Source organism: Aureimonas altamirensis, from assembly GCF_023702225.1.
Taxonomy (GTDB): domain Bacteria; phylum Pseudomonadota; class Alphaproteobacteria; order Rhizobiales; family Rhizobiaceae; genus Aureimonas; species Aureimonas altamirensis_B.
In genome coordinates, this window is the sequence record NZ_JAMQCO010000002.1 from 88186 (window position 1) to 113641 (window position 25456).

Below are 25456 nucleotides of genomic sequence, written 5' to 3' on the forward strand. Positions count from 1 at the left end.
CGTCATGAAGCGGCCCATATCATTCTTCGTGCACCACCAGGGGCGCGGACACGCCAGCCGCACGATGGCCTTGGTGGACAGGATGGCGGCGGACCGTCCCGTTTCCGTGCTGACTGCGGGGCCGCATCTGTTCGACGGATTCTCCCGCGATATCGAAATCGTACCCCTGCCCGACATGATCGGCGCAACCGTGCCGACGCCGCGCCTCTTCGCCGAGCAGACGCCCAGCGTCATGCACTGCGTGCCCCTCGGGCTGGCGGAAATGCGGCGGACAATGCGCATCATCCTCGATCATCTCGACGCCCGCGAGGTCGGGCTTTTCGTCGTGGACGTTTCGGCCGAGATCGCCCTTCTGTCCCGCATCGCAAGCGTCCCCTGCGTGCAGATCCGCATGCATGGCAACCGCTCGGACATCGCGCATATGGGCTCCTACGAAGCCTCGGTCGGCATGCTTGCGCCCTTCGACGAACGTCTGGAGCAGGCGGACTATCCCGCCGCCCTTCGTGCGCGCACCTGCTACACGGGCGGCCTGTGCACGACCCGGGCAGACAAGCCCCAGCGCGAGGATGCCCGACGGCGCCTGGGGTTGGATCCCGACCGGGAGATCATCCTGGCGCTCACGGGCGGGGGTGGCGCCGGAACGCCCTATGCCGCGCTGACGGTCGGCGCGCGCGCCGCGCCCGACGCGCTCTGGATCGCCATCGGACCGACGCTGGAGGAAGGCCACGAAACGGACTTCGCCAATCTGGTAAAGCTCGGCTGGGTGGACAACGTGCCGGATTACCTTGCGGCCGCCGACATCGTCATCGCATCGGCCGGAGACAATACGATCCACGAGGTTGCCCGCGCATCGGGAAAGCTGATCGTCATGCCGGAATGGCGCTACTTCTCGGAGCAGCATCGCAAGGCCGACGCGCTGGTCGCCATCGGGGCGGCCGTCACCGCACCACAGTGGCCGGGAGATTTTCCGGCATGGCTGGCGCTGCTGGACGCGGCACGCCGCCTGGACGGCTCCGTGCTCGCCTCGCTGCACGATCCCGACGCCGCAGGGCGCGGCGCACGGTGGCTCGAAGCGCTGACGGATGCGCTCTGGGAGGCCGCGCCGCAGCCCGTCCCTGCTGCCGCGCCGACGCCCTTGCCGGTCCGCGCGGCATGAAGCCGGGGACCGCGCAGAAGAGAGCGGCTTCCACCACGCTCGCCGACACCGCACGCGCCCTGTCCGCGCGGCTATCGGCCGATCCGGACGCCACGGCCGAAAGCCTTGTCGGCATATTGGCGAAGCAAGGGCTTCTGGCGGCCGGGATCGTGCCGACCGGCTCGGGAAAAGGCGGCTTCGCCTTCCATATGCCCTGGCAGGCGCTTGCGGACATATTGGAGGGCATCGGCGCCGTGGATCTCAGCCTCGCGCGGCTGCTGGAAGGCCATGTCAACGTCCTCCAGCTCGTGCACCTCTACGGTTCCCCCACCCAGCAGGAGCATGTGGCCGATCTTGCGCTGTCCGGCGAGTTGCTGGGCATCTGGGGCGCCGACGACGCTCCGCCGGTAACGCTCGTCTGTGAAGGCGCGATCTGGCGGATGAGCGGCGCCAAACGCTACGCGTCGGGCGTCGGGGTCGTCCATACCGCGCTGGTTCCGGTGTTTACCGGCCCGGCGCCCCTCCTGCCCCTGGTCGAGGTCCGCCAGCCCGAGCGCATGGATCTGTCCGGCTGGGACCATGGGGGCATGGCGCGGTCGCTGTCCGGGCGCTACTCCTTCGACGGAACAAGCCTTACGGGTGACGATCTTGTCGGCAATCCGGGCGATTACCGGCGCGAGCCCCATTTCGTCGGCGGCATATGGCGATGCGCAGCGGCCCAGGTGGGGGCCATCAAGGCCATCGTCACCATCATGCGCGATACGCTGGCGGAACGGGGGCACGATGCCCACCCGCTCCAGAAGCAGCGGCTCGGCCGCGCCGCCATTCAGGCCCGCACCGCGCGACTGTGGGTGCACGACGCGGCCGGGCGGGTGGAGGCTGCCGCCTCGTCCAAAGATGCCGAAGCGATCAGGGAGGCGACCGCCCTTGCCGCCTACGCGCGCCTCGTCACCGAAGAGGCGGGGCTGGCCGTCATCGAGACGGCGCAAAAGGCGATCGGCCTGTCCGGCTTTCACCGCGCGCATCCGCTGTCCATCCGCGCGGCAGACCTGGCGGTCTATCTGCGGCAAGCCAACCCCGACGCCGTCCTGCTGGAACATGCGGCCGCCGTCAGCGAAAGCCTCGACGCATGAACGGGCCGTTCGGCACATGGACGGACCGGGCCGAAACTGCGCCGGTGGCGGATGTCGGCCTTTTGGTGGGCGACGGCAGCCTGATGGTGATCGCCCCCCACCCGGATGACGAGTCCATCGCCTGCTCGGCCCTTCTGCTGGATGCCGCCCGGCAGAATCGGGCGCTCGTCATCGTGGCGCTGACGGATGGCGATGCCTCGCATCCGGGGTCGGTGGCGGTGCCTCCCCCGCAGTTGGCACGGATCCGCACACACGAGCAGATGGCCGCCGTGGAAGCTTTAGGCTGTTCCCACGCCCAATGGCTGCGCCTCGGCCTTCCCGATGGGGCCAGCCGCTGGCATCCGGGGCGCCTCGCCGCCGTCGACGCCCTTGCGGAAAAATGCCGCCAGCTCGGCGTCACCGCCGTCGTGGCGCCGCATCCGGACGACCCGCACCCGGACCACCACGCGGCGGCGGAACTTGCCCTGGATCTGCGGGCGGAGCTGCCGCAGCTTCGTATCCTCTTTTACGAAGTCTGGACGTGCCGTCTGGCGCGCGATGCTCCGTTCCGCCAGGACGACCTGACGCCCTTCCGCGTCGCCACGGACAGGGAAGCGAAGCGGCGCGCCATCGCCTGCCACGCCAGCCAGCTCGGGCATGTCGTTCCGGATGCCGCCAGGGGCTTTACCCTGCCGGAATGGTTCCTGGCGCTTCACGATAGCGAATTCGAGCGCCTGTCATGGCTGCACATGCCCGGCGAGGCGCCCGCCGCTTCGCATTTCGATGTCATCTACAAAAGAAGTCCGGATCCATGGGACGTACGCACGTCCCCCTACGAACTCGGAAAGCGGGATGCCGCCCGCGCGCTCCTAGGCGATGCGCGTTTCGATCATGCGCTCGAGGCCGGCTGCGGAGAGGGTTGCCTTGCCGGCGACCTGCTGCTGCACGGGCAGGCCCGGCGCGCGACGGGTATCGACCAGGCGGAGGAGATCGTCGAGCGGGCCCGCAAGTCCGCCCCGGAGGGGCTTCGCCTCGTTCGCGGGCGGCTGCCCGACGATCTTCCGGAGGGCCCCTACGATCTCGTGATCTTTTCGGAGTTGCTCTACTACCTTCCGGAAAGGGATCTTGAGCGTCTGGCCGCCCTGACACGGATGCAGATGGTGCCGGGGGCCGCAATGCTGATCGTGTCCTATCTGGGCGATACCGAAACCCCGCTCGACGCCAGGGCCGGTGCGGATTTCTTCATCGCGCTGTTCGGGCCGGAGCTCCAGCCCGTCTCGCGCCGGAGCGCGGAACGGTTCCGGATCGATCTGTTGCGATGGCGTCCCTGATCGCCAGCAGACCGGGCAGATGGCGGGCAAGGTCGGATAGGCGCAGGGGCCAACGCGCCAGGACAGGGCTCATGTCTTCGGCCGTGTGAAACGCACAGCGGCCGCCCTGCTCGGCCAGTTCGTCCAGCCTGTCGCCTTCGACGCCGACATCGGCAAGAACGGACCGGCGCGTCTCGATATCGTCGGCTGCCAGGAAGTCGCGGAGCGCGCAGTTCCGTCGCACCAGCGTTTCCGGCACTTCCAGCAACTCGTCGACGATCGGGTCCGCCTCGGTCCGGCTGCGCTGCAATTCGTCGGCAAGGCCGCCACGCGCCCGGCCGTCTAGCCGGGGCGATGTCGCCACGCGCGCGGTATCCACATAAAGGACGCGGAGCCCCAGGCCCAGGACGCTGCGCCGCAGGGCGCGATCTTCCCCGGACGGTGGTGTCGGCAATCCGCCGACCGCACCATAGGCCCTGCCGGTGATGGCAAAATTGGCCCCGCCGATATTGCCATGATGCGGCCAGGAATTGTCACGGTCGGGAAACAGCATCTCCGCGACCTCCCGCGAGACTGCCCTGTACTCCCGCAACAGATATTCGCCGGCAGGGTCGGCCTGCGGCAGAAGCGCGGCTTCCTCGGCCAGGAAGTCGATGGCGCCGCAGACGAGGTCGCCACCCCGCGCAAAGGCTGCCCTGTACGCACCGGCCAGGCCTTTGCCCGCGATCGTATCGCCATCCGTCGACAGAAGCAGGGCCTCGGGGTTCAGGGCATGGGCGATGTCCATCGCCAGGCGGCGGGCACGCGGCGCGCTGCCCTGCCCCGAGCGCCAATCGCATCGAAGCAGCAGCCACGGGCGCGTCCAACCCTGCATGACATCCAGTGCCGCCGGCGCCGTCGCATCGCGGCAGCCGTTGGCCACCAGGACCACCCCGTCGTCATCGTCCAGCGCCTCATTCAGGGCCACGAGGCAGCGACGGATCAGGCGTTCTTCATCGCAGGCCGGTATGCAGGCGCACAGGCCGGGCTGCTTTGGCCATGCGCCGTCGATGGCCGGCGGACCCTCTATCGGGAACGCGCCCGCAACGGTTTCGACGGTCCGATGCGCTTCCTTGTCCATAATCCCTTCAATTCACCGGACGCCGCCGCGTTCCGCTGGACACTGACGGAACGGATGCTTAAGAAACCTGATTTCAGTGTTCAAGTTTCCGTGTCAGTTGCGATGCACGATCCTGCAAGCCCTTTTTCCCCGTCCGCTGCGTTCCTTCACAGGCGCGCGGTCCTGGCCTTTGCCGGCGCTGCCCTGTCCGGTCTAGCCCTCGCGCCTGCGGCGCGTGCACAGACTGCGCGGCGGATCGTCTCTCTGGATTACGGGCTGGCGGAAACGCTGATTACGCTTGGCCTGCCGCCGGTCGGCCTTGCCGACGTGCCGGGCTGGGCCGAATGGGTGGTGGAGCCGCCTTTGCCGGCCCGCACGGTGGATGTCGGAGCCAATCTGGATCCCAATCTGGAAGTCGTATCGGCGCTGCGGCCGGACCTGATCCTGACCAGCGACTACACATCGGCGGCAGAGCCGATCCTGTCCCGGATCGCACCGGTGGAGCGCATCTCGATCTATGCTCCGGGCCTCGTTCCGTTCGACGAATCCGTAACCGCAACGCGCCGTCTGGGACGCCTGACAGGCCTGGAAGCGCGTGCCGAGGCCTTCCTTGCCGATACGCAGGCCTTCTTCGATGCAACGCGCATCGCCTGTGCGCAATTCGCGGACACGCCACTTCTGGTTGTATCGTTGATGGATGAGCGTCATGTGCGCGTCTATGCGCCCGTCGGTCTTCTCGATTCGGTCATGAAACGGCTCGGCCTCACCAATGCCTGGCAGGCTGATGGCGGCTACTGGGGGTTCGAGACGGTCGGCATCGAGCGTCTTTCGGAGGTGGGGGACGCGCAGCTCTTGCTGATCGAGCCGGTACAGCCGGATGCATGGACGCGCCTGTCGCAATCTCCCCTGTGGCAGGCATTGCCGGCGGTGCGCCGGCGGCAGGTACGCCGCCTGCCCTCCGTCCTGATGTTCGGCAGCCTCGTCGCGGCACGTCGCTTCGCCGGGTCGCTGCGCGTCGCACTGGAAAGCCCCGCCTCGTGAAGCTGGCCATATCATCGAGTGCGCCGCGCCTTGCGCTCGGCCTTCTCGGCATCGCCGCGCTGCTGGCTGCAGCCCTGTTTGCCGGCAACGTGCAGGAGTTGTTCCGCCCGACGCAAGGCTATGACGTCGACAGGCTCGTCTTCCTGTACGCAACGCTTCCGCGCCTGGGCCTGGCGCTTCTGGCGGGGGCCGGCCTCGGCGCATCCGGCGCCATCCTGCAGATGGCCCTGCGCAATCCGCTGGCCTCGCCCACCACGGTCGGCATCGACGGGGGAGCGCGGTTGGCCATCGCCGTGGCGCTGCTGTTCATGCCGGGCCTGCTCGGCTGGGGGCGCGACATCGCCGCCCTCGCCGGCTCGCTCCTTGCCATGCTGCTCGTCCTCGTCCTGACCCGCCGGCAGGGTTTCTCGCCGGTGCCGCTGGTACTGGCCGGCCTGATGGTCAGCCTTCTGTGCGCCGCCATGTCCGGCGTGCTGCAACTGACGCACCAACGCTATCTGGAAGGTCTTTTCATCTGGGGCGCCGGGTCGTTGAGCGCGCAAGGCTGGGCGCCGGTCGGCGCACTCGGCCTGCGCCTGGCGCTGGCCTTCGCGATCCTCATGCCGCTGATGCGGCCGCTGAGGCTTATCGAACTCGGCAGCGACAGCGCGCGCGGCCTGGGGCTGAAAGTGGCGCAATGGCGCATGGCGGCAATCTTCGCCGGCATCCTTCCGGCGGCATTGGTTACCAGCGCGGTGGGCGTGTTCGGTTTCATCGGCCTGATCGCGCCTTTGCTTGCCACCGCTTCGGGCGCGACGACACCCTTGAAGCGGCTGATCTGGTCTGCCGTCACCGGCGCCGGGCTGCTGCTCCTTACGGATCTTTGCGTTCAGTGGGCCGCGGGAGCCTATGCGGCCTTCGTACCGACAGGCGCGGTCACCGCCATACTGGGCTCGCCATTGCTGCTCTGGCTGCTGCCACGGCTGTCCATCGGACAGCGCGTGCCGCCCGGCATGGCGGCCGGGGCGCGCCCAAACCCCGCACGCCTCGGCCTGCCTGCACTCGGGCTCGCCGTTCTGGTTTTGCTGGTGGTGACGCTTATGGTCGGGCGCGTACCCGGCGGCGCCTTCGCCGTCGCCATGCCGGAGCAGTGGGCGGACCTTGCGCAATGGCGGATCCCGCGCACCGTCGCCGCCTTCGTCGCAGGGGCGCTTCTTGGCATCGCTGGCCTGATCCTGCAGCGCGTCAGCGGCAACGAGATGGCCAGCCCCGAAATTCTGGGCATCGGCGCCGGCGCGCTGCTGGGCATGGCGGCGATACTGCTTCTTGCGGGAGCATCCGGAGGGATCGGGGCCACCGGCGCGGGGCTTCTGGGCGGTCTGTTCACCATCCTGATCGTGCTCGGCTTCAGCAGGCGCTCCGGCTTCGCGCCGGACCGCGTTCTCCTGTCGGGTATAGCCATCACCGCACTGGCCGATGCCTTCATCGGCGTGCTTACCGCCAGCGGCGATCCACGCGGCTTCCAGCTTCTTCGCCTGGTCGGCGGATCGGCCTCGGCCGCTACATGGCCGTTGGTGCTGCAGATGGCAGGCGCGCTGGCGATCATCGCCGCCGCCACCGCCGCCTGTCTTCGCTGGCTCGCCATGCTGCCTCTCGGTCAGGCAACCAGCCTTTCCCTGGGCGTGCCGCTTCGCCCGGCCCGCCTGTCGCTTCTGGCGCTCGCCGCATTGGCAGCCGCCATTGCCGTCCCCGTTGCCGGTACGGTCAGCTTCGTCGGGTTGATGGCGCCGCATCTGGCACTCCGGTTTGGCAAGGGGGGGCATGCGCCCGGCCCGATGCTGCTGCGCGCGGCCCTTGCGGGTGGCCTCGTCATGGTGGTCGCCGATTGGGTCGCGCGGCTCGCCGCATTTCCGTTCCAGCTACCCACGGGCCTCGTCGCCTGCCTTGTCGGCGGGCCGTTCCTTCTGGTCCTTCTACAGAAACGCAGCCGAACGTAACTGCTGCGTTCGCACCCGCACAAAAATCGGGCTTGCCCAGAGAATTGACAGACGCCGCCAGATTGGCAAGATGTCAGACCAATTCTATCAGTCTGGTTTCTAGCGCCGATGCAGCAGGGGCTTGCCCGCCTACCGACACATGACAGGCTGCGCGACGTCCTCGCCGCGCTGGCCGACTATGTCGACCGTGCCGGGCTGAAGGCATCGGACAAGCTGCCGGCAGAGCGGGAGTTGATGTCGGCGCTGGGCGTCGGGCGCTCTACGATCCGCGAGGCCATCCGCCAGTGGCAGGCGCTCGGCATCGTGGAGACCCGCAAGGGCAGCGGCTCCTATCTTCTGCGCACCGTCAATGCGACCACCGTCCACATGCCGCTTTCCATCGACGGTTCGGAGTTGCGCAACGCGCTTCTCCAGACGCTGGAGGTGCGCCGCGCACTGGAAGTGGAGGCATCGGCGCTCGCTGCCCTGCGCGCCACGCCACAAGACCTGGCGGTCATGGAGGACCGGCTCGCGGAGGTGGAGCGAAAGCACATCGCGCGCGGTGGCCAGGGCGCCGGCGCGGAAGACCTTCTTTTCCACCTCTCCATCTACGACGCCGCCCACAACCCGTTGTTCGGCCAATTGCTGGAGCAGATGCGCCAGACCTTCGAAAGCTTCTTCGCCGAACCCTTCGACAGGCCCGACTTCGCACGCCGCTCCTTTCCCTTCCACCGCGAGCTGTTCCACGCCATCGCGGCCCGCGATCCGGAAACGGCACGCCGCAAGACAATCGCAATCCTCGACATCGTCGAGGAAGACATCAAGGACATGTCGACATGACCATGCAGCCGGTTTCTGCACTGGAAATCGCCCGGATCGCCGCGCACGACGCCGGCAACCCGTATGAGGCGGTGGTGCCGCCTATCGTGCAGACCTCGCTTTTCACATTCGGCTCCTACGCGGAAATGGCGGCCACCTATCGCGGCGAGAAGCGCCGCCCAACCTACACGCGCGGGCTGAACCCGACCGTCCGCCTGTTCGAGGAAAAGCTGGCGGCGATGGAAGGGGCACAGGATGCGGTGGGATTCGCCAGCGGCATGGCGGCAATCTCGTCGGCCGTCCTTGCCTTTGCACGGCCGGGCGACCGGATCCTGGCCGTGCGCCACGTCTACCCCGACGCCTATCGCCTCTTCGAGACGCTGTGCCGCGAGTGGAGCATAAGGGTGGACTATGTCGACGGACGGGACGCAGAGGCGGTGGCCGCCGCCCTGCCCGGCGCGCGGCTCTTCTACATGGAGTCGCCGACGAGTTGGGTGATGGAAACGCACGACGTGCGTGCGCTGGCGGGCCTTGCCCGGAAGGCCGGCGTCCTGAGCATGATCGACAATAGCTGGGCGACGCCGGTCTTCCAGCAGCCGCTGGCGCTGGGGGTGGACCTCGTCATCCACTCCGCCTCCAAATATATCGGCGGCCATTCCGACGTGGTGGCCGGAGTGGTTGCCGGTTCGTCCGCGCTGATCGGCGAGATCCGCTCCCGCACCTATCCCTATCTCGGCGGCAAGCTTTCGCCCTTCGACGCCTGGCTGCTTGTGCGCGGCCTGCGCACGCTGCCCCTGCGTATGAAGGCGCACGAGGCCGAGGCTCTGGCCGTGGCGCGCCACCTGGCCGCCCATCCCGCAGTCGTTTCCGTCCAGCATCCCGGCCTCGGCAACACGCTGCCGGAAGGGCTGACCGGCACCAGCGGCCTGTTCTCCTTCATCTTCCGCGACGACATCGACGTGCCTGCCTTCGTCGATGCGCTGAGGCTGTTCAAGCTCGGCGTATCGTGGGGCGGCCATGAAAGCCTCTGCGTGCCGGGCCAGGTCGTCCTGGAGCAGGCACAGGGCCCCAATTCCGGCAGGGCCTTCGGGATCCACCCGAAATCCATACGCCTGCATGTCGGCCTGGAGGGCGCCGACATGCTGATCGCCGAACTCGACGCCGCCATCGCCGGCGCCGCGCTTTCCCCCCAGCAAACCCCAGGTGAGAAGGAAATTCCCGCATGATCCGAATGTTTGCCGCAGCCTCGCTGGCCACGCTTCTCCTGTCGTCCACGGCCATGGCCGATACGACGCTGAAGCTGGTGGAAGTGATAACGAGCCCCGCCCGGACCGAGACCCTGAAGGAGATCGTCGCCGAGTTCGAGGCGGAGAATCCCGGTACGACGGTGGAGATCACCTCGCTACCCTGGGGCGAGGCCTTCGAAAAACTGGCCACGATGGTTTCGGCGGGCGATACGCCTGACGTGGTCGAGATGCCGGATACCTGGGTAGCGCTCTATGCCAAGAACGGCGCGCTGGAAAGCCTGGAACCGTATCTTGAAACATGGGAGCATACGGAAGGGCTCAACGAGCGGGCCCTGCAGTTCGGGCGGTCCATCGACGGAACGGCCTACATGCTGCCCTACGGCTTCTACATGCAGGCGCTTTTCTACAACAAGAAGCTGTTCGAGGAAGCCGGAGTCGCGGCTCCGCCCACGACGCTGGACGAGTTCATGGAGGCCTCGCGGAAGATCGCCGAGTTTCCCGGCAAATACGGCTACTGCCTGCGCGGCGGACGCGGCGGCCTGAACGACTGGACCATCTTCGCCAATGGCGTGTCCGGCGACAACGCCCTCTTCCATGAAGACGGCACCTCCACCTTCGCCGACCCTGCCAAGATCGAAGGACTGTCCTTCCTGATCGACTACTACAAGAACGGGCTCGCTCCGAAGGACGCCGTCAACTGGGGCTTTAACGAAACCGTGGCGGGTTTCTACTCCGGCACCTGCGCGATGCTGAACCAGGATCCGGACGCGCTGATCGCCATCGACGAGCGCATGAAGCCGGAAGACTATGGCGTCGTCCCGATCCCGAAAGGTTCGGCAGGCAAGGCGTTTCCAGTCATCGGCTTTGCTGGATGGTCCATGTTCGCATCCAGTGAAAACAAGGATATGGCTTGGAATCTTATCGCAAAGCTTGAATCTCCTGAAGGCAATATCGCGTGGAACAAGCGCACCGGCGCCTTGCCGGTGCACACCTCTGCCGAAGACGATCCCTTCTATGCGGACGACAAGTTCAAGGGCTGGTTCGACGAGCTGCGCGACGCGAACGTGGTGCCCACTTCGCTGCCGAGCCACCTCGAGGAGTTCGCCTTCTTCAAGGACAGCCTCGTGCCGACCTCGGCGCAGCGCGCCCTTCTGGGCGAGATCACGGCCGAGGAACTGGGCAAGGAATGGGCCGACTACCTGACCCCGGCCCAGCAGAAGTTCCTCGCCGACCAGTAATCGCCCGACGGAGACACGATGACCTCGACAACCGCCGCAAGCGCACGAACACATGGGCCCACCGGGCGCAGCCCGATGCAGAGGTTTCTGCACCGGGCCGAGCCCTACCTCTACAGTGCGCCGGCGCTGGTTCTCATCCTCGCCGTCATGCTGGTGCCCCTGGCCATCGGCATATCCTATGCCTTCCGCGATATCCGCCTGCTGAACCCGTTCGGCGGCGGATATGTGGGGCTCAAGCACTTCCAGACGCTGATGTCCGACCGGAATTTCTGGACGGCGCTCAACAACACCGTCTTCTGGACGGCGTCCTCGGTCTTCTTCCAGTTCACGCTCGGGCTCATCCTGGCGTTGCTTCTCAACCGCCCGTTTCGGGGCCGCGGCATCGCCCAGGCCCTGGTGTTCCTGCCATGGGCGGTGCCGACCTTCCTGTCCGGGCTCAACTGGGCGTGGATGTTCAACCCGGTCGTCGGGCCCCTGCCGCACTGGCTGGCGGCCCTCGGCATTCTCGAAGCGCCCACCAATATCCTGGCCGACCCGGACCTTGCCATGTGGGGCCCGATCATCGCGAACATCTGGTGGGGCATTCCCTTTTTCGCAATCACCCTGCTGGCCGCCCTGCAGGCCATACCGAAGGATATCTACGAGGCCGCATCCATCGACGGGGCAAGCGCCTTCCGGCAGTTCACCAGCATCACCGTGCCCTTCCTGGCGCCAACCATGGCGATCACCATCCTGCTGCGCACTGTGTGGGTTGCCAATTTCGCCGACCTGATCGTGGTGATGACCGGCGGCGGGCCGGCGGACCGGACGCAGATCGTGGCGAGCTACATCTTCACCACGGCGTTCCGGAAGCTGGATTTCGGCTATGCCTCGGCCATCTCGATGGTCCTCTTGGGCCTTCTGCTGGTCTATTCCCTCCTCATCATCGGCCTGCGGCAGGCCATGCTTTCGCGGGGTTGACGAATGACGACGCGCAAGCTCGCATTGACGTTCGGGCACAGGCTGGGGCTTCTGGCCTTCATCCTGTTCGCCCTGTTCCCGCTGTTCTGGCTGCTCAAGGTGGCGGTCACACCCAACGACCTGATGTATTCGGAAGGCGTGCGGCTGTGGCCCTCCCGCATGAGCTTCGAGCATTTCGACTTCGTCCTGCGGCATTCCAGCTTTCCGCTGTTCTTCCGCAACAGCCTCATCGTATCGCTGTCCACCGCCGTCATCGTCACCGTCATCGCGGCCTTCGGGGGCTATGCCTTCTCGCGCTTCGCCTATCGCGGCAAGATGGCAATGGTGGCGTTGCTGCTGGTGACGCAGATGTTTCCGCTGGTGATGCTGATCGCGCCGATCTTCAAGATCCTGTCGCCGCTGGGCCTCACCAACTCGCTCACCGGCCTCGTCATCGTCTACTCGGCCTTCAACGTGCCCTTCGCCATCTTTTTGATGCAGAGCTTCTTCGACGGCATCCCGAAGGATCTGGAGGAAGCCGCCATGATCGACGGTGCCAGCCGCTTCCGCGCCTTCGCCCAGATCATCGTGCCGCTGACGCTGCCGGGCATGGCCGCAACGCTGGGCTTCGTCTTCACGGCGGCCTGGAGCGAGCTCCTCTTCGCCCTGATGCTGATATCCAAGGTGGATGCCAGCACCTTTCCCGTGGGGCTCCTGTCCTTCGTGTCGAAGTTCGGCGTCGATTTCGGGCAGATGATGGCCGCTGGCGTGCTGGCGCTCATTCCGGCGGTTCTCTTCTTCCTCGTCATCCAACGCTATCTCGTGCAGGGCCTGACGGCCGGCGCGGTAAAGGGATAACGCCATGTCCACCATCGACATCCGTTCCGTGCACAAGGCGTATGGGCCGATCACCGTCCTTGAAAGCATCGACCTGTCGATCCGGTCGGGCGAGTTCATCGTACTGGTGGGCCCGTCCGGCTGTGGCAAGTCCACGCTGCTGCGCATGATCGCCGGACTGGAGGACATCAACTCCGGGGAGATCGCCATCGGCGGACAACGGGTCAACGACCTGGCGCCGAAGGACCGAAACCTTGCCATGGTGTTCCAGTCCTATGCGCTCTACCCGCATATGAGCGTTGCCAACAACATGCGTTACGCTCTGCGCCTGCGCCGCACCCCACGCGAGAAAATGGAGGCTGCCGTGCGCGGCGCAGCCGAGACGCTGGGTTTGACCCGCTTTCTGGAGCGGCGCCCCCGCGCTTTGTCCGGCGGCCAGCGCCAGCGTGTCGCCATGGGCCGCGCCATCGTCCGCGAGCCGGCTGCCTTTCTTTTCGACGAACCCCTGTCCAACCTCGACGCCCGCCTGCGCGAGCAGATGCGGGCCGAGATCAAGAAACTCCACCAAGGCCTTGGCGCAACATCGATCTATGTCACGCACGACCAGATCGAGGCGATGACGCTGGCCGACCGGATCGTGGCGATGGAGGCCGGCGTGATCCAGCAGATCGGGTCGCCGCTGGACCTGTATGAGCGCCCGGCAAACCGCTTCGTCGCCGGCTTCATCGGCTCTCCTGCGATGAACTTCATCGACGGCCGTATACGGCCGGGAAGCGGCGGTCCGGTCATGGAGGGCCTGTCTTCCGGGCCGCTCCCGCTGGATCGCGATGTGCGGCCCGGCGATGTGACCATGGGAATCCGCCCGGAGCATGTTGCCATCGGCGACGCGGCTGCCGGCTCGCCGATCGTCGTGCCGGTGGAGCTCGTCGAGCCGACGGGAATGGGCACAATCATCCATTGCGATCTCGACGGAATAGCGGTCAAGGCATTTGCCAGCGGTGTCAGCCGCATCGCGCGTGGAGACCGCGTGCCCCTGTCGCTGCCCACGGACAAGCTGCATCTCTTCGATCCAGGCAGCGGCGCCAGGCTGAACTGAGGTCTGCCATGACGATGACGGATCGGCTCGTGGTACTGACCGGCGCCGGCGGCGGCATCGGCTCCGCTTTGGTGGAAAGGCTGGCGGGTGCCGGAGCGCGCCTCGTTCTGTCCGATCGTGCCGACGCCCGCTTCGACCCGCGGGCCATCGACGCCGCGCCCTTCGATCTTCTGGATCGCGCGGCATGCGAGGCGGCCGCGCAGCGATGCCTTGCACGCCACGGCGCGCCCGATATCGTCATCTCCAATGCCGGGTTCACGCGGGCGGAAACCCTTGCGACGACGGATACCGACGCATGGGATGCCGAGATGGCGATCAATCTGTCCGGTGTACGGCACTTTACCGCGCCGCTCGTTGCGGCAATGCGCCGGCGTGGGCGCGGCACGCTCGTCTTCGTGGCTTCCGTCAACGCGATCGGCCATTACGGCAATCCCGCCTATTCCGCCGCCAAGGCGGGGCTTTTGGCCTATATGCGCGCCATTGCGGTGGAAGCCGGCCCCGACGGGGTCAGGGCAAACGCGGTGTGCCCCGGCTCCGTGCGCACGCCGGCCTGGGACCACCGCTTCGAAAAATGGCCCGGCCTTGCCGCCCGCATCACGCCGCTCTACCCGCTGCGGCGCATGGTGGAACCGGGCGAAGTCGCCGATGCCGTGCTGTTTCTTGCGTCGGACGCCGCATCCGGCATCACCGGTGCGGTCTTGCCCGTGGATGCGGGGCTGACCGCCGGCAACCCTGCCTTCGTCGATGCAATATCCTGAATTTCTACCTTAGGAAAATTTCGTATGCTGCCTACCGATAATCCCTTTCCCGAAGAAGACCAGGCCCGCCACGCCATCTGGACCATGCTGGTGCAACGCGACATAGACGCGTTCCTGTCGGCCGACTGGTCGCTGGTGGCGGGCGACTTCGTCGAAGATCGCTTCTTCGGGCTGGATGCCGACGGTTCCGGAAATCCGGATAGCTGGCGCCTGCGGTTTCCGACCCTGGCGTCCTACCGGGAAGAGTGGCTGCGGCAGGCGCGTGCCGCGCAGGATGTAGCCTATGCCGAGCCCGTCCGTGCCGCGCTCTTCAAGGCCACGAACCTGCGCGACATCGATATCGACGGCGACAAGGCCGTGGCGCACAAGAAGTTCGACGGCATCCTGCGCCGTGCGGATGGCGGGCAGGATATCCTGTCCTGGCAGACGCTGTACTTCTGCGCCCGCGTGGACGGCGCATGGAAGCTTACGGGGTTCGTCGGCTACATGCCGAACCCGCTCAGCCAGCCGCGCGGCTGAGCTGCGCCCAGGCTGCGGTATCCTTGGACCCATGGCCGGTGACGATGCACACCACCGTATCGCCCGCGCCCAGCTTTCCGTCCGCATGAAGGCGGCGCATGGCGGCCAGCGAGGTTGCGCCCGTCGGCTCGCAGAACAGGCCCGCATGGCGCGCCAGGTCGCGCATCGCATCCAGGATTGCGGCGTCCGGCACGGCCACCGCCTCGCCGCCGCTGTCGCGGACGAGCGACAGCGTCAGGCTGCCCTCTTCCGGATACTGGGCAAGCGGATCCGATATGCCCGAGGCGACCGTCTTCGGGCTTTGCCATGGCGAAACGGCCTCCGCGCCGGCCGCATAGGCAGACGCTATCGGGGCGCATCCCGACGATTGCGCCGCCACCAGACGCGGCATCGCCCCCGCCCGGTCGGCGAACCCCTGGTGTACGCCATGCACGAGCGGGCCCGAACTCGTCGGAATGGAAACCCAGTCCGGCGCATCGCCGCCGAGCGCCAGCGCGATCTCCTGCCCCATCAGCCGCAGCGCGTCGACGCCATAGGCGTTCAGATAGGTGGTCGTCAGGTTTGCGTAGCCGGTTTGTGCGGCCAGGGCCCGCCCCTTGTGGAATGCGTTCGAATAATCGCCGGGTACGCGGTGGAAAGTTGCTCCGTAGGCGGCGATCTGCGCCACCTTGCCATCGGGTGTCGTTTCCGGACACACGATGATCGCCGGAATTCCGACATTGGCGGCATAGCACGCGACGGCGGCCCCGGCATTGCCGCTCGACGCACAGATGACCCCTTCGACGCCCAGGTCCAGCGCGCGGCTCATCGCGGCAGCCACCAGCCTGTCCTTGAACGAACCGGAGGGGTTGCGCGTCTCGTCCTTCAGCAGGAGCCGCCAGGCGAAGTCCGGATGCAGAAGGGCGGGACGAACCTCCCGCAGGGGCGTATCGCCCTCGCCCAGCGTGACGGCATCGGATACGAAGTCGCGCCGTTCCCAAAGGCCTGCAACCGGCAAGGCGCGCTCGACGCGCAGGATGCCACCGCATTCCGGGCAGCGATAGGTAAGCGCCGGCGGGGACAGGGCCCCGCAGGAAAGACAGCGCAACCCGGCGAGCGGCGGTATCGCGTTTCGAATTTCCGCGTCCATCGCGCGCCTCACGCTGCCAGGGAGCGTGTGGTGGTGGACAGACTCTGGAAGTTGTCGCGGATATAGGCGGCCGCACGCAGGGCCAGCGCCGAGATGGTCGGCGTGGGGTTCACCACGCCGCCGGTGGCCAGCACGCTGCCGTCCACGATGAAGAGGTTGGGCACCTCCCAGCTCTGGTGCCATTTGTTGACCACGGAATGTTCTTCCTCCTTGCCCATGCGGCAGGTGCCGATCATGTGCCAGGCCGGCGTGCGGTAGACGCCGTCCTTGTCGCGGTAATCCTGCAAATGGTATTCGACGGCGCCGCATGCCTTGGCCAGGTCTTCCAGGCGATCCAGCATGTAGTTCATCATGCGCCTGTCGTTTTCACCGGGTGCGTAATGCGTTTCGGCCGCCGGCACGCCGTCGCCGTCGGTCAAGGTGGCCGACAAGGTTACCCGGTTGTCCGGGTTTGGCAGGTCGTCGCCGATGGCGAACACCCCGATGGAATGGCCGAAATGACTACGGAACCAGTCATGGTGGCCCTTGCCCCAGGGCGCACGCGACGGGCTGAACCAGCCTGTCGCCAGCTCCCCGGCGGACGCGGTAGACGTGATGCAGTTGAAGTTGAACCCGTTGACGAAACCGCGCGACAGGTCCGTTTCGGCGAACTGGCGGGAAATGAGGGAGGCGACATAGCCGATCTGTCCGTCGACCGGCTCGTCCACGAACATCTCGCAGCCCACCAGCGTATGATGCAGCAGATAGCGGCCCACCTGGTCGTTCTGGTTGGCCAGATTGTCGGAGGCCAGCAGCAACCGCGGCGTGCCGATGCCATTGGCCGCGACGATGACGATTTTGGCCTTCTGGAACAGGGTGCGGTCGGTATTGCGGTCGACGTACCATGCGCCCGTCGCGCGCCCGTCCGGCCCCTTCTCGATCTTCAAGACGCGGGCGTTGATGCGCAGTTCGCAACCTGCATCCAGCGCCTTGGGCCAGATCGACATGGAATACTTGCTCATGGAGCCGCGCGGGCAGCCGTTGCAGGTGCCGCAATTGTTGCAGGCCGGGCGTCCGTCGTAATCTTCCGAAACCGCGCCCGCCTCTACCGGCCACCAATGCCAGCCCAGCGTATCGAACCCGTTGGCAAGCCGCCCCGCCACCCTGGAGAAGGGCATGGGCCGCGTCGGGCAACGCTCGCGCGGGGGCATGGCCGGATCGCCCGGCAGGCCGGAAACGCCCACCAGCCTGTCGGCGGCCTCGTAATAGGGCGCGATATCCTCGTAGGCGATGGGCCAGTCGGGTTGCAGCCCATGCTCGGTGCCCTTGCGGAAATCGCTGGGCCGATAGCGCGGCCATATGGCCCCATAGACGTTGGTCGAGCCGCCGACGGCGTTCCACATCAGGATCTGGGACGAGTCCGACGTGACCGGAAAATCGTCCGGATGCCGGCGCTTGTTGACGTCCGGGCTCCAGTTGGTGCGCCGCTGCCAGCTCCAGTCCGCATGAAGGTGCGGATGGTCCGCCGCCTCCACCCAGGAGCCCTGCTCCAGGCAGACGACATCCAGGCCGGCCTCGGCCAGTACCAGCGCGGCAAGAGATCCGGTGGCGCCGGCCCCGACGATCAGCACATCGCATTCCCGCGTTTCGGTCATCGCTCGAGCCCCCAGCGTTCCGTTCTGCTTTCGGCAAGGTCCAGCGCGGCGATATCCAGCCGCTCGACCTCGTCGGTCCTCAGGTAGTGGCCGCGCCCGTGGCGCGGCGTATCGCGGTTGTAGTCGAAGGCCGCCATCGGATAGCCGGTCACATGCGGCCGGTAGGAGTAGGGCCGCCCCGTCGCCTGGATCGCGGCAATGACGAACGGGGTCTCGTAATAGGCAAGGTATGTCGCGCTGCGCAGCGTATCGAACAGCTCCGGCTCGGCCGTCTCCAGCGCGGCGACCGCGGCCACCCGCCGTTCGCCGTTCGGGCTGGACAGACCGTCCTTGCCCCATCCAAGGCCCCTCGCCAACCGGTCGAAGGCGGCGTCGTCCCATTCCGCCATGACACGCAGCGCGACCAGGCCATGCACGCCCGCCTCCGACGCCGAGGGCCAGAAGCCGTCGCCCGGCACGAGCTCGTCCACCAGCGCCAGCACCAGCCGTGCCTTTTCGCGCGCTTCCATCGGCGTGTTCCGGCGCTCCGGCTCCAGATCCGCGGCGCTCATGACAAATCCTTTCCGGGCAACGTCACGCTGATCATCTTCAATTCGGTCATCGCTTCCATCGTGTGCCGCCCGCCCAGCCGCCCGATACCGCTTTTCGTACCCGAACCGCCGCCGAACGGCAGGTGGATCTCCCACCAGGTACTTCCGGCATTGACGTTCACGATCCCGGCGGGAATGGCCTTCGCCATCTCCACTCCCCTGGCGATGTCTGCCGTGAAGACGCCGACCGACAGTCCGTATTCGCTGTCGAGAGCAAGCTCCAGCGCCTCGGCTTCCGTGTCGAAGGCAACCACCGGTACGACCGGGCCGAACGTCTCCTCCCGGTTGATCTTCATGTCGGGCGTCACGTCCCGTATGACGGTCGGCTCGAAGAAGAGGTCGCCGCCGAGGTCGGGGCGCGGCCTGCCGCCATGCAGAAGCTTGGCGCCGCCGGCGACCGCTTCCTCGACATGCTCCCTGACCTTGGCGGCGACCTTGGCGTTGTTCAGCGGCCCCATGGTGGTGCCCTGGTGGGACGGATCGCCAAGCACATGCCGGGATGCATGTTCCACCAGCCTGTCGCAAAGCGGATCCACGATGGAACGGTGCGCCAGAACGCGGCCGGTCGCGGCGCACACCTGCCCCGCATTGAAGAACGCACCGCCGGCCGCGGCGGCGGCGGCGGCGTCGAGATCGGCATCCTCGAACACCACGACGGGCCCGTTGCCGCCGAGTTCCAGCAGCATCGGCTTGCCGGCCCCACGCTCGGCAATGCGCCTGCCCGTCGCCGCGCTGCCGGTGAAGCCGATGGCCACGACGCCTCGATGGGTCACGACAGCCTCTCCCGCAACCGCGCCTTCCCCGATCACCAGGTTTATGACTCCTGCCGGCAGGCCGGCTTCCGCGATGGCCTCCATCAGCGCCACGGCGACGAGCGAGGTGGACGGCGCCGGAACCCATACGATGCAGTTGCCCGTCGCGATGCCCGGTGCGAGATATTCCACCGGGATGTTGACCGGGAAGTTCCATGGGGTAATCACCCCATAGACGCCACGCGGCTGACGTATGGTCATCACCAGCTTGGTCGGGTCTTCGGCCGGCAATGTCTCGCCACCCATCTGCCTGACCAGCTCGGCGGCCAGCCGGAAGCCGTCCGCGGCCTTGCCGACTTCGCCCATGGCTTCCGCCAGCACCTTGCCCTGCTCTGCCGACAACACGCGGGCTATCTCCTCGCGCCGGGCGTCGATCGCCGCCCCGATGGCGACGCACAACGCGGCGCGGGCAAAGACGGGCGTTGCCGCCCAGCCGGCGGATGCGCCGGATGCCGCGCGCACCGCGCCATCCACCGCCGCCGCGCCCGACTTCGGCAGGCGGGCGATTTCCTTGCCGGTAGCGGGGTTTATCGCCGGCATTGTCTCCGGCTCGGTCAGCCACTCCCCGCCGATGTAGTTGGCCGGCTCGCGCCGCACCGGAATCGATCCGTCCATCATCCCGTTCCTCCCCGTCATTCCGCCGCGGCCGCGAGCGGCTTGTCCGCCCCGCCGGCCACTTCCCGCCCCGCGATGACCAGGCCGGCGGCGAACAGCCGCTCGTTGGCCACGACGACTTCTCCGCGCACGTCCTCCAGCGGAAAGCTTCCTTCCCGCAGTTCCAGCACCGAAGCGTCGCCCGGCGCACCAACCTTGAAACTGCCGAGTTCGGGGCGCTGCAGCGCCTTGGCTGCGTTGACGGTGGAGGCTGCGATGACCTCGTCCAGCGGAACGCCGAGGGCAAGGAACTTGGACAGCGTCGTCACCTGGTCGTAGGCCGGGCCGGTGATACACAGCGAGTGGACGTCGGAAGAGATCGTGTCGGGCAGGAAGCCTTCCGCCACCATGGCCCTTGCCGTGCGCCATGAGAAAGAGCCCATCCCGTGCCCGATATCGAAAAGCACGCCGCGCTGGCGCGCTGCCAGGATCGCCTGCTTCACCTTGCCCCTGCCGTCGATCGGGGCGTTGGGGAACGGGCGATAGCAGTGGGTCAGCACATCGCCCTGGCGCAGCCGCGAGACGACCTCCTCATAGGATGGCGGCGGCTCGTCTATATGGGCCATCAGCGGCAGGCCCGTTTCGTCGGCCACCTGCAGGGCGACGTCCAGCGGCTGGATGCCGGCCGGGCCCGAGGCATGCCGCCCGACGCGCACCTTGACGCCGATGATGACGTCGCGGTTCTCGTTGATCACCTCCACCGCCTCGCGGCCGGCCAGAAGGCGGATATCATGGCTTTCGCCCAGCATGATGTTCTTGGCGAAGCCGTATATGCCGGCGAAGGAAACGTGCAGATAGACGAGGATGCGCACCTCGCTGCGTTCGATGACATGCTTGCGGAACCCGGCGAAATTGCCTGGCCCGGCGCTGCCCGTGTCCACGCAGGTGGCAACGGCGCTGTCGCGCGCGAAGGCATCCGGATCGACGCCCAGCGATGTTCCGCCCCAATAGACATGGGTATGCAGGTCGATCAGGCCGGGCGTGACGATCAGCCCCGAGCAGTCGCGGCTTCGCGCGCCGGCAAGCCCTTCGCCGATCGCGGCCACCTTGCCGTCCGCAAAGGCCACGTCGGCCTTGCGATCGATGCCCTGGGCAGGGTCGACGACGCGCCCGTTCTTGAGGACGAGATCATAGTGCATGAATTCGACTTTCAGCTTGATTGAAAGGTCTTTCGATCCGCCGGCCGTCCGCAGCCGAGAAGATGCGGACCGCTTCCGGATCTGCTGCGACGGTGATCGTCTGGCCGGCTTCCAGCCCTGTCGTGTCGGTGGTCGTCGCCCGCACCACCGTGTCGCCGAACAGGATGTCCAGAAACTGGAAGGGCCCGGCCGGTTCGATCAGGATCAGCTCGCCGGTCAGGGTGAAGCCGCCGGACGGGCGGCGTACCGGCTTGAGGTCGTGCGGACGGATGCCGACCACCTCGCCCGGCGGCGCGCCGCACAAATCGCCGGGCAAAAAGTTCATCTGCGGGCTGCCGATGAAACCGGCGACGAACTGGTTGGCCGGGCGGTTGTACACTTCCATCGGCGGCGCGAACTGCTGCAACACGCCGTCCTTCATTACCGCGATCCGGTCGGACAGCACCATGGCCTCTTCCTGGTCGTGGGTGACGAAGATGACGGTGATGCCCAGCTCCCGTTGCAGGCGCCGGATTTCCGTACGCATCCGCACTCGAAGCGAGGCATCGAGGTTGGACAGCGGCTCGTCCATCAGGAGCACGGCCGGATTGCGCACGATGGCGCGCCCGACCGCAACACGCTGGCGCTGCCCGCCCGAAAGGGCCGCCGGCTGGCGGTCCAGCAGCGGCTCGATGCCGAGCACATCGGCCGCCCAGGCCACCTGCCGGGCGATGGTGGCGTCGTCCACCCGCTGCTGCCGCAGCGGAAAGGCGATGTTTTCCCGCACGGTCATGTGCGGATAGAGCGCGTAGTCCTGAAACACGAGGGCGATGTTGCGCTCTCGCGGGCCGAGGTCGGAAATCTCCTGTCCATCGAACCGGATGGAGCCGTCGATCCCGCTTTCGAGCCCGGCGATGCAGAAGAGCAAGGTGGACTTGCCGCAACCCGAAGGCCCGAGGAAGGAGATGAACTCCCCATCCTCGATCGACAGGTCCAGGTCCTTCAGCACATGGGTGCGGCCGTAATGCTTGTTCAGGTGGGATATGGTGATGGAGGCCATGTCTTTCGTCTCCTCAGCCCTTGACCGCGCCCGACAGCGCGCCCTGGACCAGATATCGCTGGAAGAAGAAGGCGACGGCCACCGGCGGCACGATCGCCAGCACGCTGGCGGCGAAGAGCGGCCCGTACTCGTAGAAGCGCGCCTGGTTGAGGAACCCGGCGATGACGACGGGGATGGTCTGCGTCTTCGGCGTGGAGGTGAGGATCATCGCGAACAGGAACTCGTTCCACGACACGAGGAAGCAGAAGATAAGCGCCGCGATGATGCCCGGCCGGATCACCGGCACCAGGATCTTGCGGAACATGGCGAAGCGGCTGCATCCGTCTATCAAGGCCGCCCGCTCGAGGCTCTCGGGAACGTTCTCGAAAGTCGTCTTCATCATCCAGGCGGCCAGCGGCATCAGGATCGTCGAATAGGCGATGACGAGGCCGAGATGCGTATCGATGAGGCCCAGCATGCGGAACAGCACGAAGAACGGCAGGACCAGCGTGAGCGCCGGCACCATGCGCGTCAGCAGCAGCGCCCACAGGCTGACGGAGAAAAAGCGCCGGCCGGCATGGCGTGCGAAGGCGTAGCCGGCCAGCGTTCCCAGCGCCACGTTGACGATGGCGACGGTGACGCCGACCAGCAGGCTGTTGAGGATCGACAGGGGAACGCGCGCTGCCTGCACGCTCGTCGTGCCGCCATCCGGCCACAGCACGGCGCGATAGTTTTCCAGCGTCAGGGTGGACGGCAGCATCGAGGGCGGCGTGCGGATGAGGTCGGTTGCCGGCGACAGGCTGATGAGCAGCAGCGCCAGAACCGGCAGAAGAGACCAGGCGAGGATCGCGGCGACACCCAGCCGGAACGTTGCAGTGCCGAGGCGCCGCGACGTCGCCGCGCTCAGCATGCGGCGCGGCGCGCCTGCAGGCAGGCGCACCATGGTGGCCTGCACCCTGCGTGCCGCGTCCGGAAGCTCGGCTTCGGCTTCCGCCCTGCGCATCGGCTTGCGGCGGCTGAAGACGGTGAAATAGAGGATCGCGAAGGCAAGGCTGAGGAAGGTCAGCACGTAGAGGATCGCGGCCCCCTCGCCGAACTTGAGAAACTGGAACGACTGCATGTAGCCGTGCCACGACAGGGTCGTGGTGGCCGCGCCGGGCCCGCCCCTCGTCATGATGAGGATGATGTCGAAGGTCATCAGCGCGTTGATCGTGGCGATGACCATGGCGAAGACGAGCGTCGGCTTGAGCCAGGGCAGCGTAATCGAGAAGAAGCGACGCACCGCGCCCGCCCCGTCCAGCAATGCCGCACGATGCAGGTTCGACGGCATGGACTGCAGGCTGGACAGGAGCATGAGCGTCGTCAGCGGAGCCTGGTTCCACACCTGCGTCAGCGTCACCAGATTGAGCGCCCGCCCGCCATCGCCGAACCAGGGGCGCGCCAGCGCACCAAGCCCGATATCGTTGAGGAAGCCGTTGAGCAGGCCGAAATTACCCGCATAGACGAAAGACCAGAGTACGCCGACCGAGACCGGCGCCATCGCCCAGGGCACAAGCACGACGCTGCGCAAGAGACCGCGCCCCGGGAAGGGCTGGTTGAGCACCAGCGCCATCAGGGTGCCCAGGACCGTGGTGCCGATGACCGCCAGGACGGAAAAATACAGTGTCCGGCCCAGCGACGCCCAGAAGGCGGCGTCCTGGAAGACGCGCTCGTAATTGGCAAGGCCGACGAAGACCCAGCGCTTGGTGATGGGGTTGGTGCTGTTGAACGACAGATACAGGCTGTAGAGCAAAGGCAGGGCCACGATCAGCGTCATCAGCACCAGCGTCGGCGCCACCGCGACATAGGCGAAAGCGGGAACGCCCTGCCCGCGGCGCTTTCGGGCGCGCGGAACGGCCGTGCCGGTCGTCTCCAGGGAAATGGTCATCTGGCTCCTCGCGATGTCGGATTCTTCGCGGGGCGGCGCGGCAGCGCAAAGCAGCCGCACCGCATCGAAAGGCTCAGCCGTACTGGACCTTGAGTTCCTCCGCCTTTTCGGCCAGCGAGGAAACGAGCGCGTCGGTGGAGCTGCCGGAACGGATATATTCCTGCACCTGCTGCATCATGTACATGTCCCATTCAGGGAACCAGATCGCCTTGCCGATGGCGCGCGATGTGGCGTTGGAAAGCTGGTCGGACGCGACCTTCAGGTCTTTCCACTTCGAGAAGCTGTCGACGACCTCTGGATCTTCCATCAGTTCGCGATAGGCGGAACCCAGGCCGAACTCGAGCGCCCAGCGCTTGGACACATGATACTGCCCGTCCTTGGCCTTGCCGCCGAAGAACTGGAGAAGGTTCCAGACACGCTCCTCGTCCACCGGGTTCGCCCCCATCAGGTAGGAGGCGGTCCAGGCCATGGTGGATCGCGTTGCGCCGGGCATAAGGGCGTTGCGGGCCTTGCCGGCGATCTTCGAAACGGCGGGGTCGTTCGCGACCTTCTGGTTATAGTCGTGCACGACCATGAATGTGTGCCGTCCGGAGGCGTAGCTGGGTACGCCCTCGCCCGGCAGGGTCATGATGTCAGGCGTGACAAGCCCTTCGCGGTAGAAGGTCTGGTTGATCTCCAGGATCTTGCGCAGGGCCGGTTCGTCCACGAAGTTGCCCTCGGCATCGAAGACCTTGGCGCCTTCCGAGTACCAGGCGGAGAACATGTACCAGGACATGTTCGGCCATTGCTGCTGCCACATGCCATGGAATGGCGCGTCCGATATGCCGTCGGCCTTCAACTTGCGGCTGACATCCAGAACGGCATCCCAGGTGGCCGGCACCTCGACGCCGGCCTGCGACAGATGCTCCTCATTGTAGAGGAAGGTGTTGTAGCCGGCATAATACGGCATGCCGGACAAGGGTCCGCCATTCGGCAGCGACAGGCTTTCGACGCTCACCGGATACATACCGGCGATGATATCGTCGATGCCCGGCATGCCGCCGAGATCGCGTATCCATTCGGCGGCATGCCACCGTGCGATATAGTTTTCCTCGGCATACAGCATGTCGATGTGCTGGCCGCCGGTCAGCTTCGTCTCTGCAATGGGGTGGTAGTCGCCCGTCACCAATTCGTAGTTCACGTTCTCGTCGTAGAGAGACATGAACGTCTTGACGTTCTCGTCGACGATCTGCGGCTGGTACTGCCAGCCGACGAACGTCAGGGGCGTGGACGGTGCGGCGAAGGCCCGGCGCCCCATCATTCCCGCAGCCGCGATGCCTGCGGTACCGCGAAGCACCTGCCGTCGGGACAAGAGATATCGATCCAGCAATGTCGTCATGCCAGTCCCCCGTGGTTTCAAGAAGATAGAGTCGGGGCGCTCCTGCAAGGCGCCGCCCGCATTCCGTTGA

Annotated in this window: 22 protein-coding genes; 13 read left to right on the top strand and 9 right to left on the bottom strand. The window is 66.5% G+C overall.

The window, feature by feature from the left end; genetic code table 11:
- Nucleotides 1-4 precede the first annotated feature (4 nt).
- From NDN16_RS03165 to NDN16_RS03175, 3 genes are read left to right on the top strand one after another with little or no spacing between them, the layout of a single operon-like run.
- Nucleotides 5-1156: a glycosyltransferase gene (locus NDN16_RS03165; RefSeq protein WP_251112178.1), complete on the top strand. Its 1152-nt coding sequence runs from the start codon at nucleotides 5-7 to the stop codon at nucleotides 1154-1156.
- Nucleotides 1153-2268 (top strand): acyl-CoA dehydrogenase family protein, encoded by a 1116-nt coding sequence (locus NDN16_RS03170; protein WP_251112179.1) that lies wholly within the window; start codon nucleotides 1153-1155, stop codon nucleotides 2266-2268. Before NDN16_RS03165 ends, NDN16_RS03170 begins: the two co-directional genes overlap by 4 nt.
- On the top strand, nucleotides 2265-3578 hold the full coding sequence (locus NDN16_RS03175) for a PIG-L family deacetylase (protein WP_251112180.1): 1314 nt from the start codon (nucleotides 2265-2267) through the stop codon (nucleotides 3576-3578). The genes NDN16_RS03170 and NDN16_RS03175 overlap by 4 nt, the downstream gene beginning before the upstream one ends.
- On the opposite strand, the gene NDN16_RS03180 is transcribed toward NDN16_RS03175, so the two are convergent.
- On the bottom strand, nucleotides 3490-4677 hold the full coding sequence (locus NDN16_RS03180; RefSeq protein ID WP_251112181.1) for a glycosyltransferase: 1188 nt from the start codon (nucleotides 4675-4677) through the stop codon (nucleotides 3490-3492). The genes NDN16_RS03175 and NDN16_RS03180 overlap by 89 nt on opposite strands.
- Nucleotides 4678-4779: 102 nt before the next feature.
- Here NDN16_RS03180 and NDN16_RS03185 point away from each other — a divergent pair, with 102 nt between their 5' ends.
- The 10 genes from NDN16_RS03185 to NDN16_RS03230 all read left to right on the top strand — a co-directional run bounded on the left by NDN16_RS03185 (nucleotide 4780) and on the right by NDN16_RS03230 (nucleotide 15105).
- The gene (locus NDN16_RS03185) at nucleotides 4780-5697 is read left to right on the top strand and encodes an ABC transporter substrate-binding protein (RefSeq protein WP_251112182.1); all 918 of its coding nucleotides are present in this window, start codon (nucleotides 4780-4782) and stop codon (nucleotides 5695-5697) included.
- Entirely contained in the window at nucleotides 5694-7673 is a 1980-nt protein-coding gene (gene fhuB, locus NDN16_RS03190) for a Fe(3+)-hydroxamate ABC transporter permease FhuB (protein ID WP_251112183.1), read from the top strand. Before NDN16_RS03185 ends, fhuB begins: the two co-directional genes overlap by 4 nt.
- A 108-nt stretch (nucleotides 7674-7781) precedes the next feature.
- Nucleotides 7782-8492, top strand: a complete 711-nt coding sequence (locus NDN16_RS03195) for a FadR/GntR family transcriptional regulator (RefSeq protein WP_251112184.1) — start codon at nucleotides 7782-7784, stop codon at nucleotides 8490-8492.
- Nucleotides 8489-9697 carry a PLP-dependent transferase gene (locus NDN16_RS03200; RefSeq protein ID WP_435301043.1) on the top strand — a complete coding sequence of 403 codons (1209 nt, stop codon included), beginning with the start codon at nucleotides 8489-8491 and terminating at the stop codon, nucleotides 9695-9697. The genes NDN16_RS03195 and NDN16_RS03200 overlap by 4 nt, the downstream gene beginning before the upstream one ends.
- Complete coding sequence (locus NDN16_RS03205; RefSeq protein ID WP_285292382.1) at nucleotides 9694-10956, top strand: ABC transporter substrate-binding protein; 1263 nt, start codon at nucleotides 9694-9696, stop codon at nucleotides 10954-10956. Before NDN16_RS03200 ends, NDN16_RS03205 begins: the two co-directional genes overlap by 4 nt.
- Before the next feature lie 18 nt (nucleotides 10957-10974).
- A complete protein-coding gene (locus NDN16_RS03210) occupies nucleotides 10975-11916 on the top strand; it encodes a carbohydrate ABC transporter permease (RefSeq protein ID WP_435301044.1) in 942 nt (313 codons plus the stop codon).
- Nucleotides 11917-11919: 3 nt separating this feature from the next.
- Nucleotides 11920-12753, top strand: coding sequence for a carbohydrate ABC transporter permease (locus tag NDN16_RS03215; RefSeq protein ID WP_251112185.1), 834 nt, complete (start codon nucleotides 11920-11922; stop codon nucleotides 12751-12753).
- Nucleotides 12754-12757: 4 nt separating this feature from the next.
- Nucleotides 12758-13828: an ABC transporter ATP-binding protein gene (locus tag NDN16_RS03220; protein WP_251112186.1), complete on the top strand. Its 1071-nt coding sequence runs from the start codon at nucleotides 12758-12760 to the stop codon at nucleotides 13826-13828.
- Nucleotides 13829-13836: 8 nt separating this feature from the next.
- Nucleotides 13837-14586 (top strand): SDR family NAD(P)-dependent oxidoreductase, encoded by a 750-nt coding sequence (locus NDN16_RS03225; RefSeq protein WP_251112187.1) that lies wholly within the window; start codon nucleotides 13837-13839, stop codon nucleotides 14584-14586.
- A gap of 24 nt (nucleotides 14587-14610) precedes the next feature.
- Nucleotides 14611-15105, top strand: coding sequence for a hypothetical protein (locus tag NDN16_RS03230; RefSeq protein ID WP_251112188.1), 495 nt, complete (start codon nucleotides 14611-14613; stop codon nucleotides 15103-15105).
- On the opposite strand, the gene NDN16_RS03235 is transcribed toward NDN16_RS03230, so the two are convergent.
- The 8 genes from NDN16_RS03235 to NDN16_RS03270 all read right to left on the bottom strand — a co-directional run bounded on the left by NDN16_RS03235 (nucleotide 15086) and on the right by NDN16_RS03270 (nucleotide 25386).
- A complete protein-coding gene (locus NDN16_RS03235; RefSeq protein ID WP_251112189.1) occupies nucleotides 15086-16234 on the bottom strand; it encodes a pyridoxal-phosphate dependent enzyme in 1149 nt (382 codons plus the stop codon). The two genes, NDN16_RS03230 and NDN16_RS03235, sit on opposite strands and share 20 nt — an antisense overlap.
- Nucleotides 16235-16242: 8 nt before the next feature.
- On the bottom strand, nucleotides 16243-17868 hold the full coding sequence (locus NDN16_RS03240; RefSeq protein WP_251112190.1) for a GMC family oxidoreductase: 1626 nt from the start codon (nucleotides 17866-17868) through the stop codon (nucleotides 16243-16245).
- Nucleotides 17865-18419: a gluconate 2-dehydrogenase subunit 3 family protein gene (locus NDN16_RS03245; protein ID WP_251112191.1), complete on the bottom strand. Its 555-nt coding sequence runs from the start codon at nucleotides 18417-18419 to the stop codon at nucleotides 17865-17867. The genes NDN16_RS03240 and NDN16_RS03245 overlap by 4 nt, the downstream gene beginning before the upstream one ends.
- Nucleotides 18416-19888, bottom strand: coding sequence for an aldehyde dehydrogenase family protein (locus NDN16_RS03250; RefSeq protein WP_251112192.1), 1473 nt, complete (start codon nucleotides 19886-19888; stop codon nucleotides 18416-18418). Before NDN16_RS03250 ends, NDN16_RS03245 begins: the two co-directional genes overlap by 4 nt.
- Nucleotides 19889-19902: 14 nt before the next feature.
- Nucleotides 19903-21063 (bottom strand): amidohydrolase/deacetylase family metallohydrolase, encoded by a 1161-nt coding sequence (locus NDN16_RS03255; protein ID WP_251112193.1) that lies wholly within the window; start codon nucleotides 21061-21063, stop codon nucleotides 19903-19905.
- The gene (locus NDN16_RS03260; protein WP_251112194.1) at nucleotides 21053-22102 is read right to left on the bottom strand and encodes an ABC transporter ATP-binding protein; all 1050 of its coding nucleotides are present in this window, start codon (nucleotides 22100-22102) and stop codon (nucleotides 21053-21055) included. Before NDN16_RS03260 ends, NDN16_RS03255 begins: the two co-directional genes overlap by 11 nt.
- A gap of 13 nt (nucleotides 22103-22115) precedes the next feature.
- The gene (locus tag NDN16_RS03265) at nucleotides 22116-24008 is read right to left on the bottom strand and encodes an ABC transporter permease subunit (RefSeq protein WP_251112195.1); all 1893 of its coding nucleotides are present in this window, start codon (nucleotides 24006-24008) and stop codon (nucleotides 22116-22118) included.
- A 73-nt stretch (nucleotides 24009-24081) separates the two neighbouring features.
- Entirely contained in the window at nucleotides 24082-25386 is a 1305-nt protein-coding gene (locus NDN16_RS03270; protein WP_251112196.1) for an ABC transporter substrate-binding protein, read from the bottom strand.
- Nucleotides 25387-25456: the final 70 nt, after the last annotated feature.

What these genes read in the sequence shown, in the direction of transcription:
- NDN16_RS03200 (WP_435301043.1), top strand. Translation starts at nt 8,489, where the DNA reads ATGACCATGCAGCCGGTTTCTGCACTGGAAATCGCCCGGATCGCCGCG.
- NDN16_RS03240 (WP_251112190.1), bottom strand. Translation starts at nt 17,868, where the DNA reads ATGACCGAAACGCGGGAATGCGATGTGCTGATCGTCGGGGCCGGCGCC.
- NDN16_RS03245 (WP_251112191.1), bottom strand. Translation starts at nt 18,419, where the DNA reads ATGAGCGCCGCGGATCTGGAGCCGGAGCGCCGGAACACGCCGATGGAA.
- NDN16_RS03270 (WP_251112196.1), bottom strand. Translation starts at nt 25,386, where the DNA reads ATGACGACATTGCTGGATCGATATCTCTTGTCCCGACGGCAGGTGCTT.
- NDN16_RS03250 (WP_251112192.1), bottom strand. Translation starts at nt 19,888, where the DNA reads ATGATGGACGGATCGATTCCGGTGCGGCGCGAGCCGGCCAACTACATC.
- NDN16_RS03220 (WP_251112186.1), top strand. Translation starts at nt 12,758, where the DNA reads ATGTCCACCATCGACATCCGTTCCGTGCACAAGGCGTATGGGCCGATC.
- NDN16_RS03175 (WP_251112180.1), top strand. Translation starts at nt 2,265, where the DNA reads ATGAACGGGCCGTTCGGCACATGGACGGACCGGGCCGAAACTGCGCCG.
- NDN16_RS03255 (WP_251112193.1), bottom strand. Translation starts at nt 21,063, where the DNA reads ATGCACTATGATCTCGTCCTCAAGAACGGGCGCGTCGTCGACCCTGCC.
- NDN16_RS03195 (WP_251112184.1), top strand. Translation starts at nt 7,782, where the DNA reads ATGCAGCAGGGGCTTGCCCGCCTACCGACACATGACAGGCTGCGCGAC.
- NDN16_RS03170 (WP_251112179.1), top strand. Translation starts at nt 1,153, where the DNA reads ATGAAGCCGGGGACCGCGCAGAAGAGAGCGGCTTCCACCACGCTCGCC.
- NDN16_RS03215 (WP_251112185.1), top strand. Translation starts at nt 11,920, where the DNA reads ATGACGACGCGCAAGCTCGCATTGACGTTCGGGCACAGGCTGGGGCTT.
- NDN16_RS03165 (WP_251112178.1), top strand. Translation starts at nt 5, where the DNA reads ATGAAGCGGCCCATATCATTCTTCGTGCACCACCAGGGGCGCGGACAC.
- NDN16_RS03235 (WP_251112189.1), bottom strand. Translation starts at nt 16,234, where the DNA reads ATGGACGCGGAAATTCGAAACGCGATACCGCCGCTCGCCGGGTTGCGC.
- NDN16_RS03230 (WP_251112188.1), top strand. Translation starts at nt 14,611, where the DNA reads ATGCTGCCTACCGATAATCCCTTTCCCGAAGAAGACCAGGCCCGCCAC.
- NDN16_RS03210 (WP_435301044.1), top strand. Translation starts at nt 10,975, where the DNA reads ATGACCTCGACAACCGCCGCAAGCGCACGAACACATGGGCCCACCGGG.
- NDN16_RS03205 (WP_285292382.1), top strand. Translation starts at nt 9,694, where the DNA reads ATGATCCGAATGTTTGCCGCAGCCTCGCTGGCCACGCTTCTCCTGTCG.
- NDN16_RS03265 (WP_251112195.1), bottom strand. Translation starts at nt 24,008, where the DNA reads ATGACCATTTCCCTGGAGACGACCGGCACGGCCGTTCCGCGCGCCCGA.
- NDN16_RS03260 (WP_251112194.1), bottom strand. Translation starts at nt 22,102, where the DNA reads ATGGCCTCCATCACCATATCCCACCTGAACAAGCATTACGGCCGCACC.
- NDN16_RS03185 (WP_251112182.1), top strand. Translation starts at nt 4,780, where the DNA reads ATGCACGATCCTGCAAGCCCTTTTTCCCCGTCCGCTGCGTTCCTTCAC.
- NDN16_RS03180 (WP_251112181.1), bottom strand. Translation starts at nt 4,677, where the DNA reads ATGGACAAGGAAGCGCATCGGACCGTCGAAACCGTTGCGGGCGCGTTC.
- NDN16_RS03225 (WP_251112187.1), top strand. Translation starts at nt 13,837, where the DNA reads ATGACGATGACGGATCGGCTCGTGGTACTGACCGGCGCCGGCGGCGGC.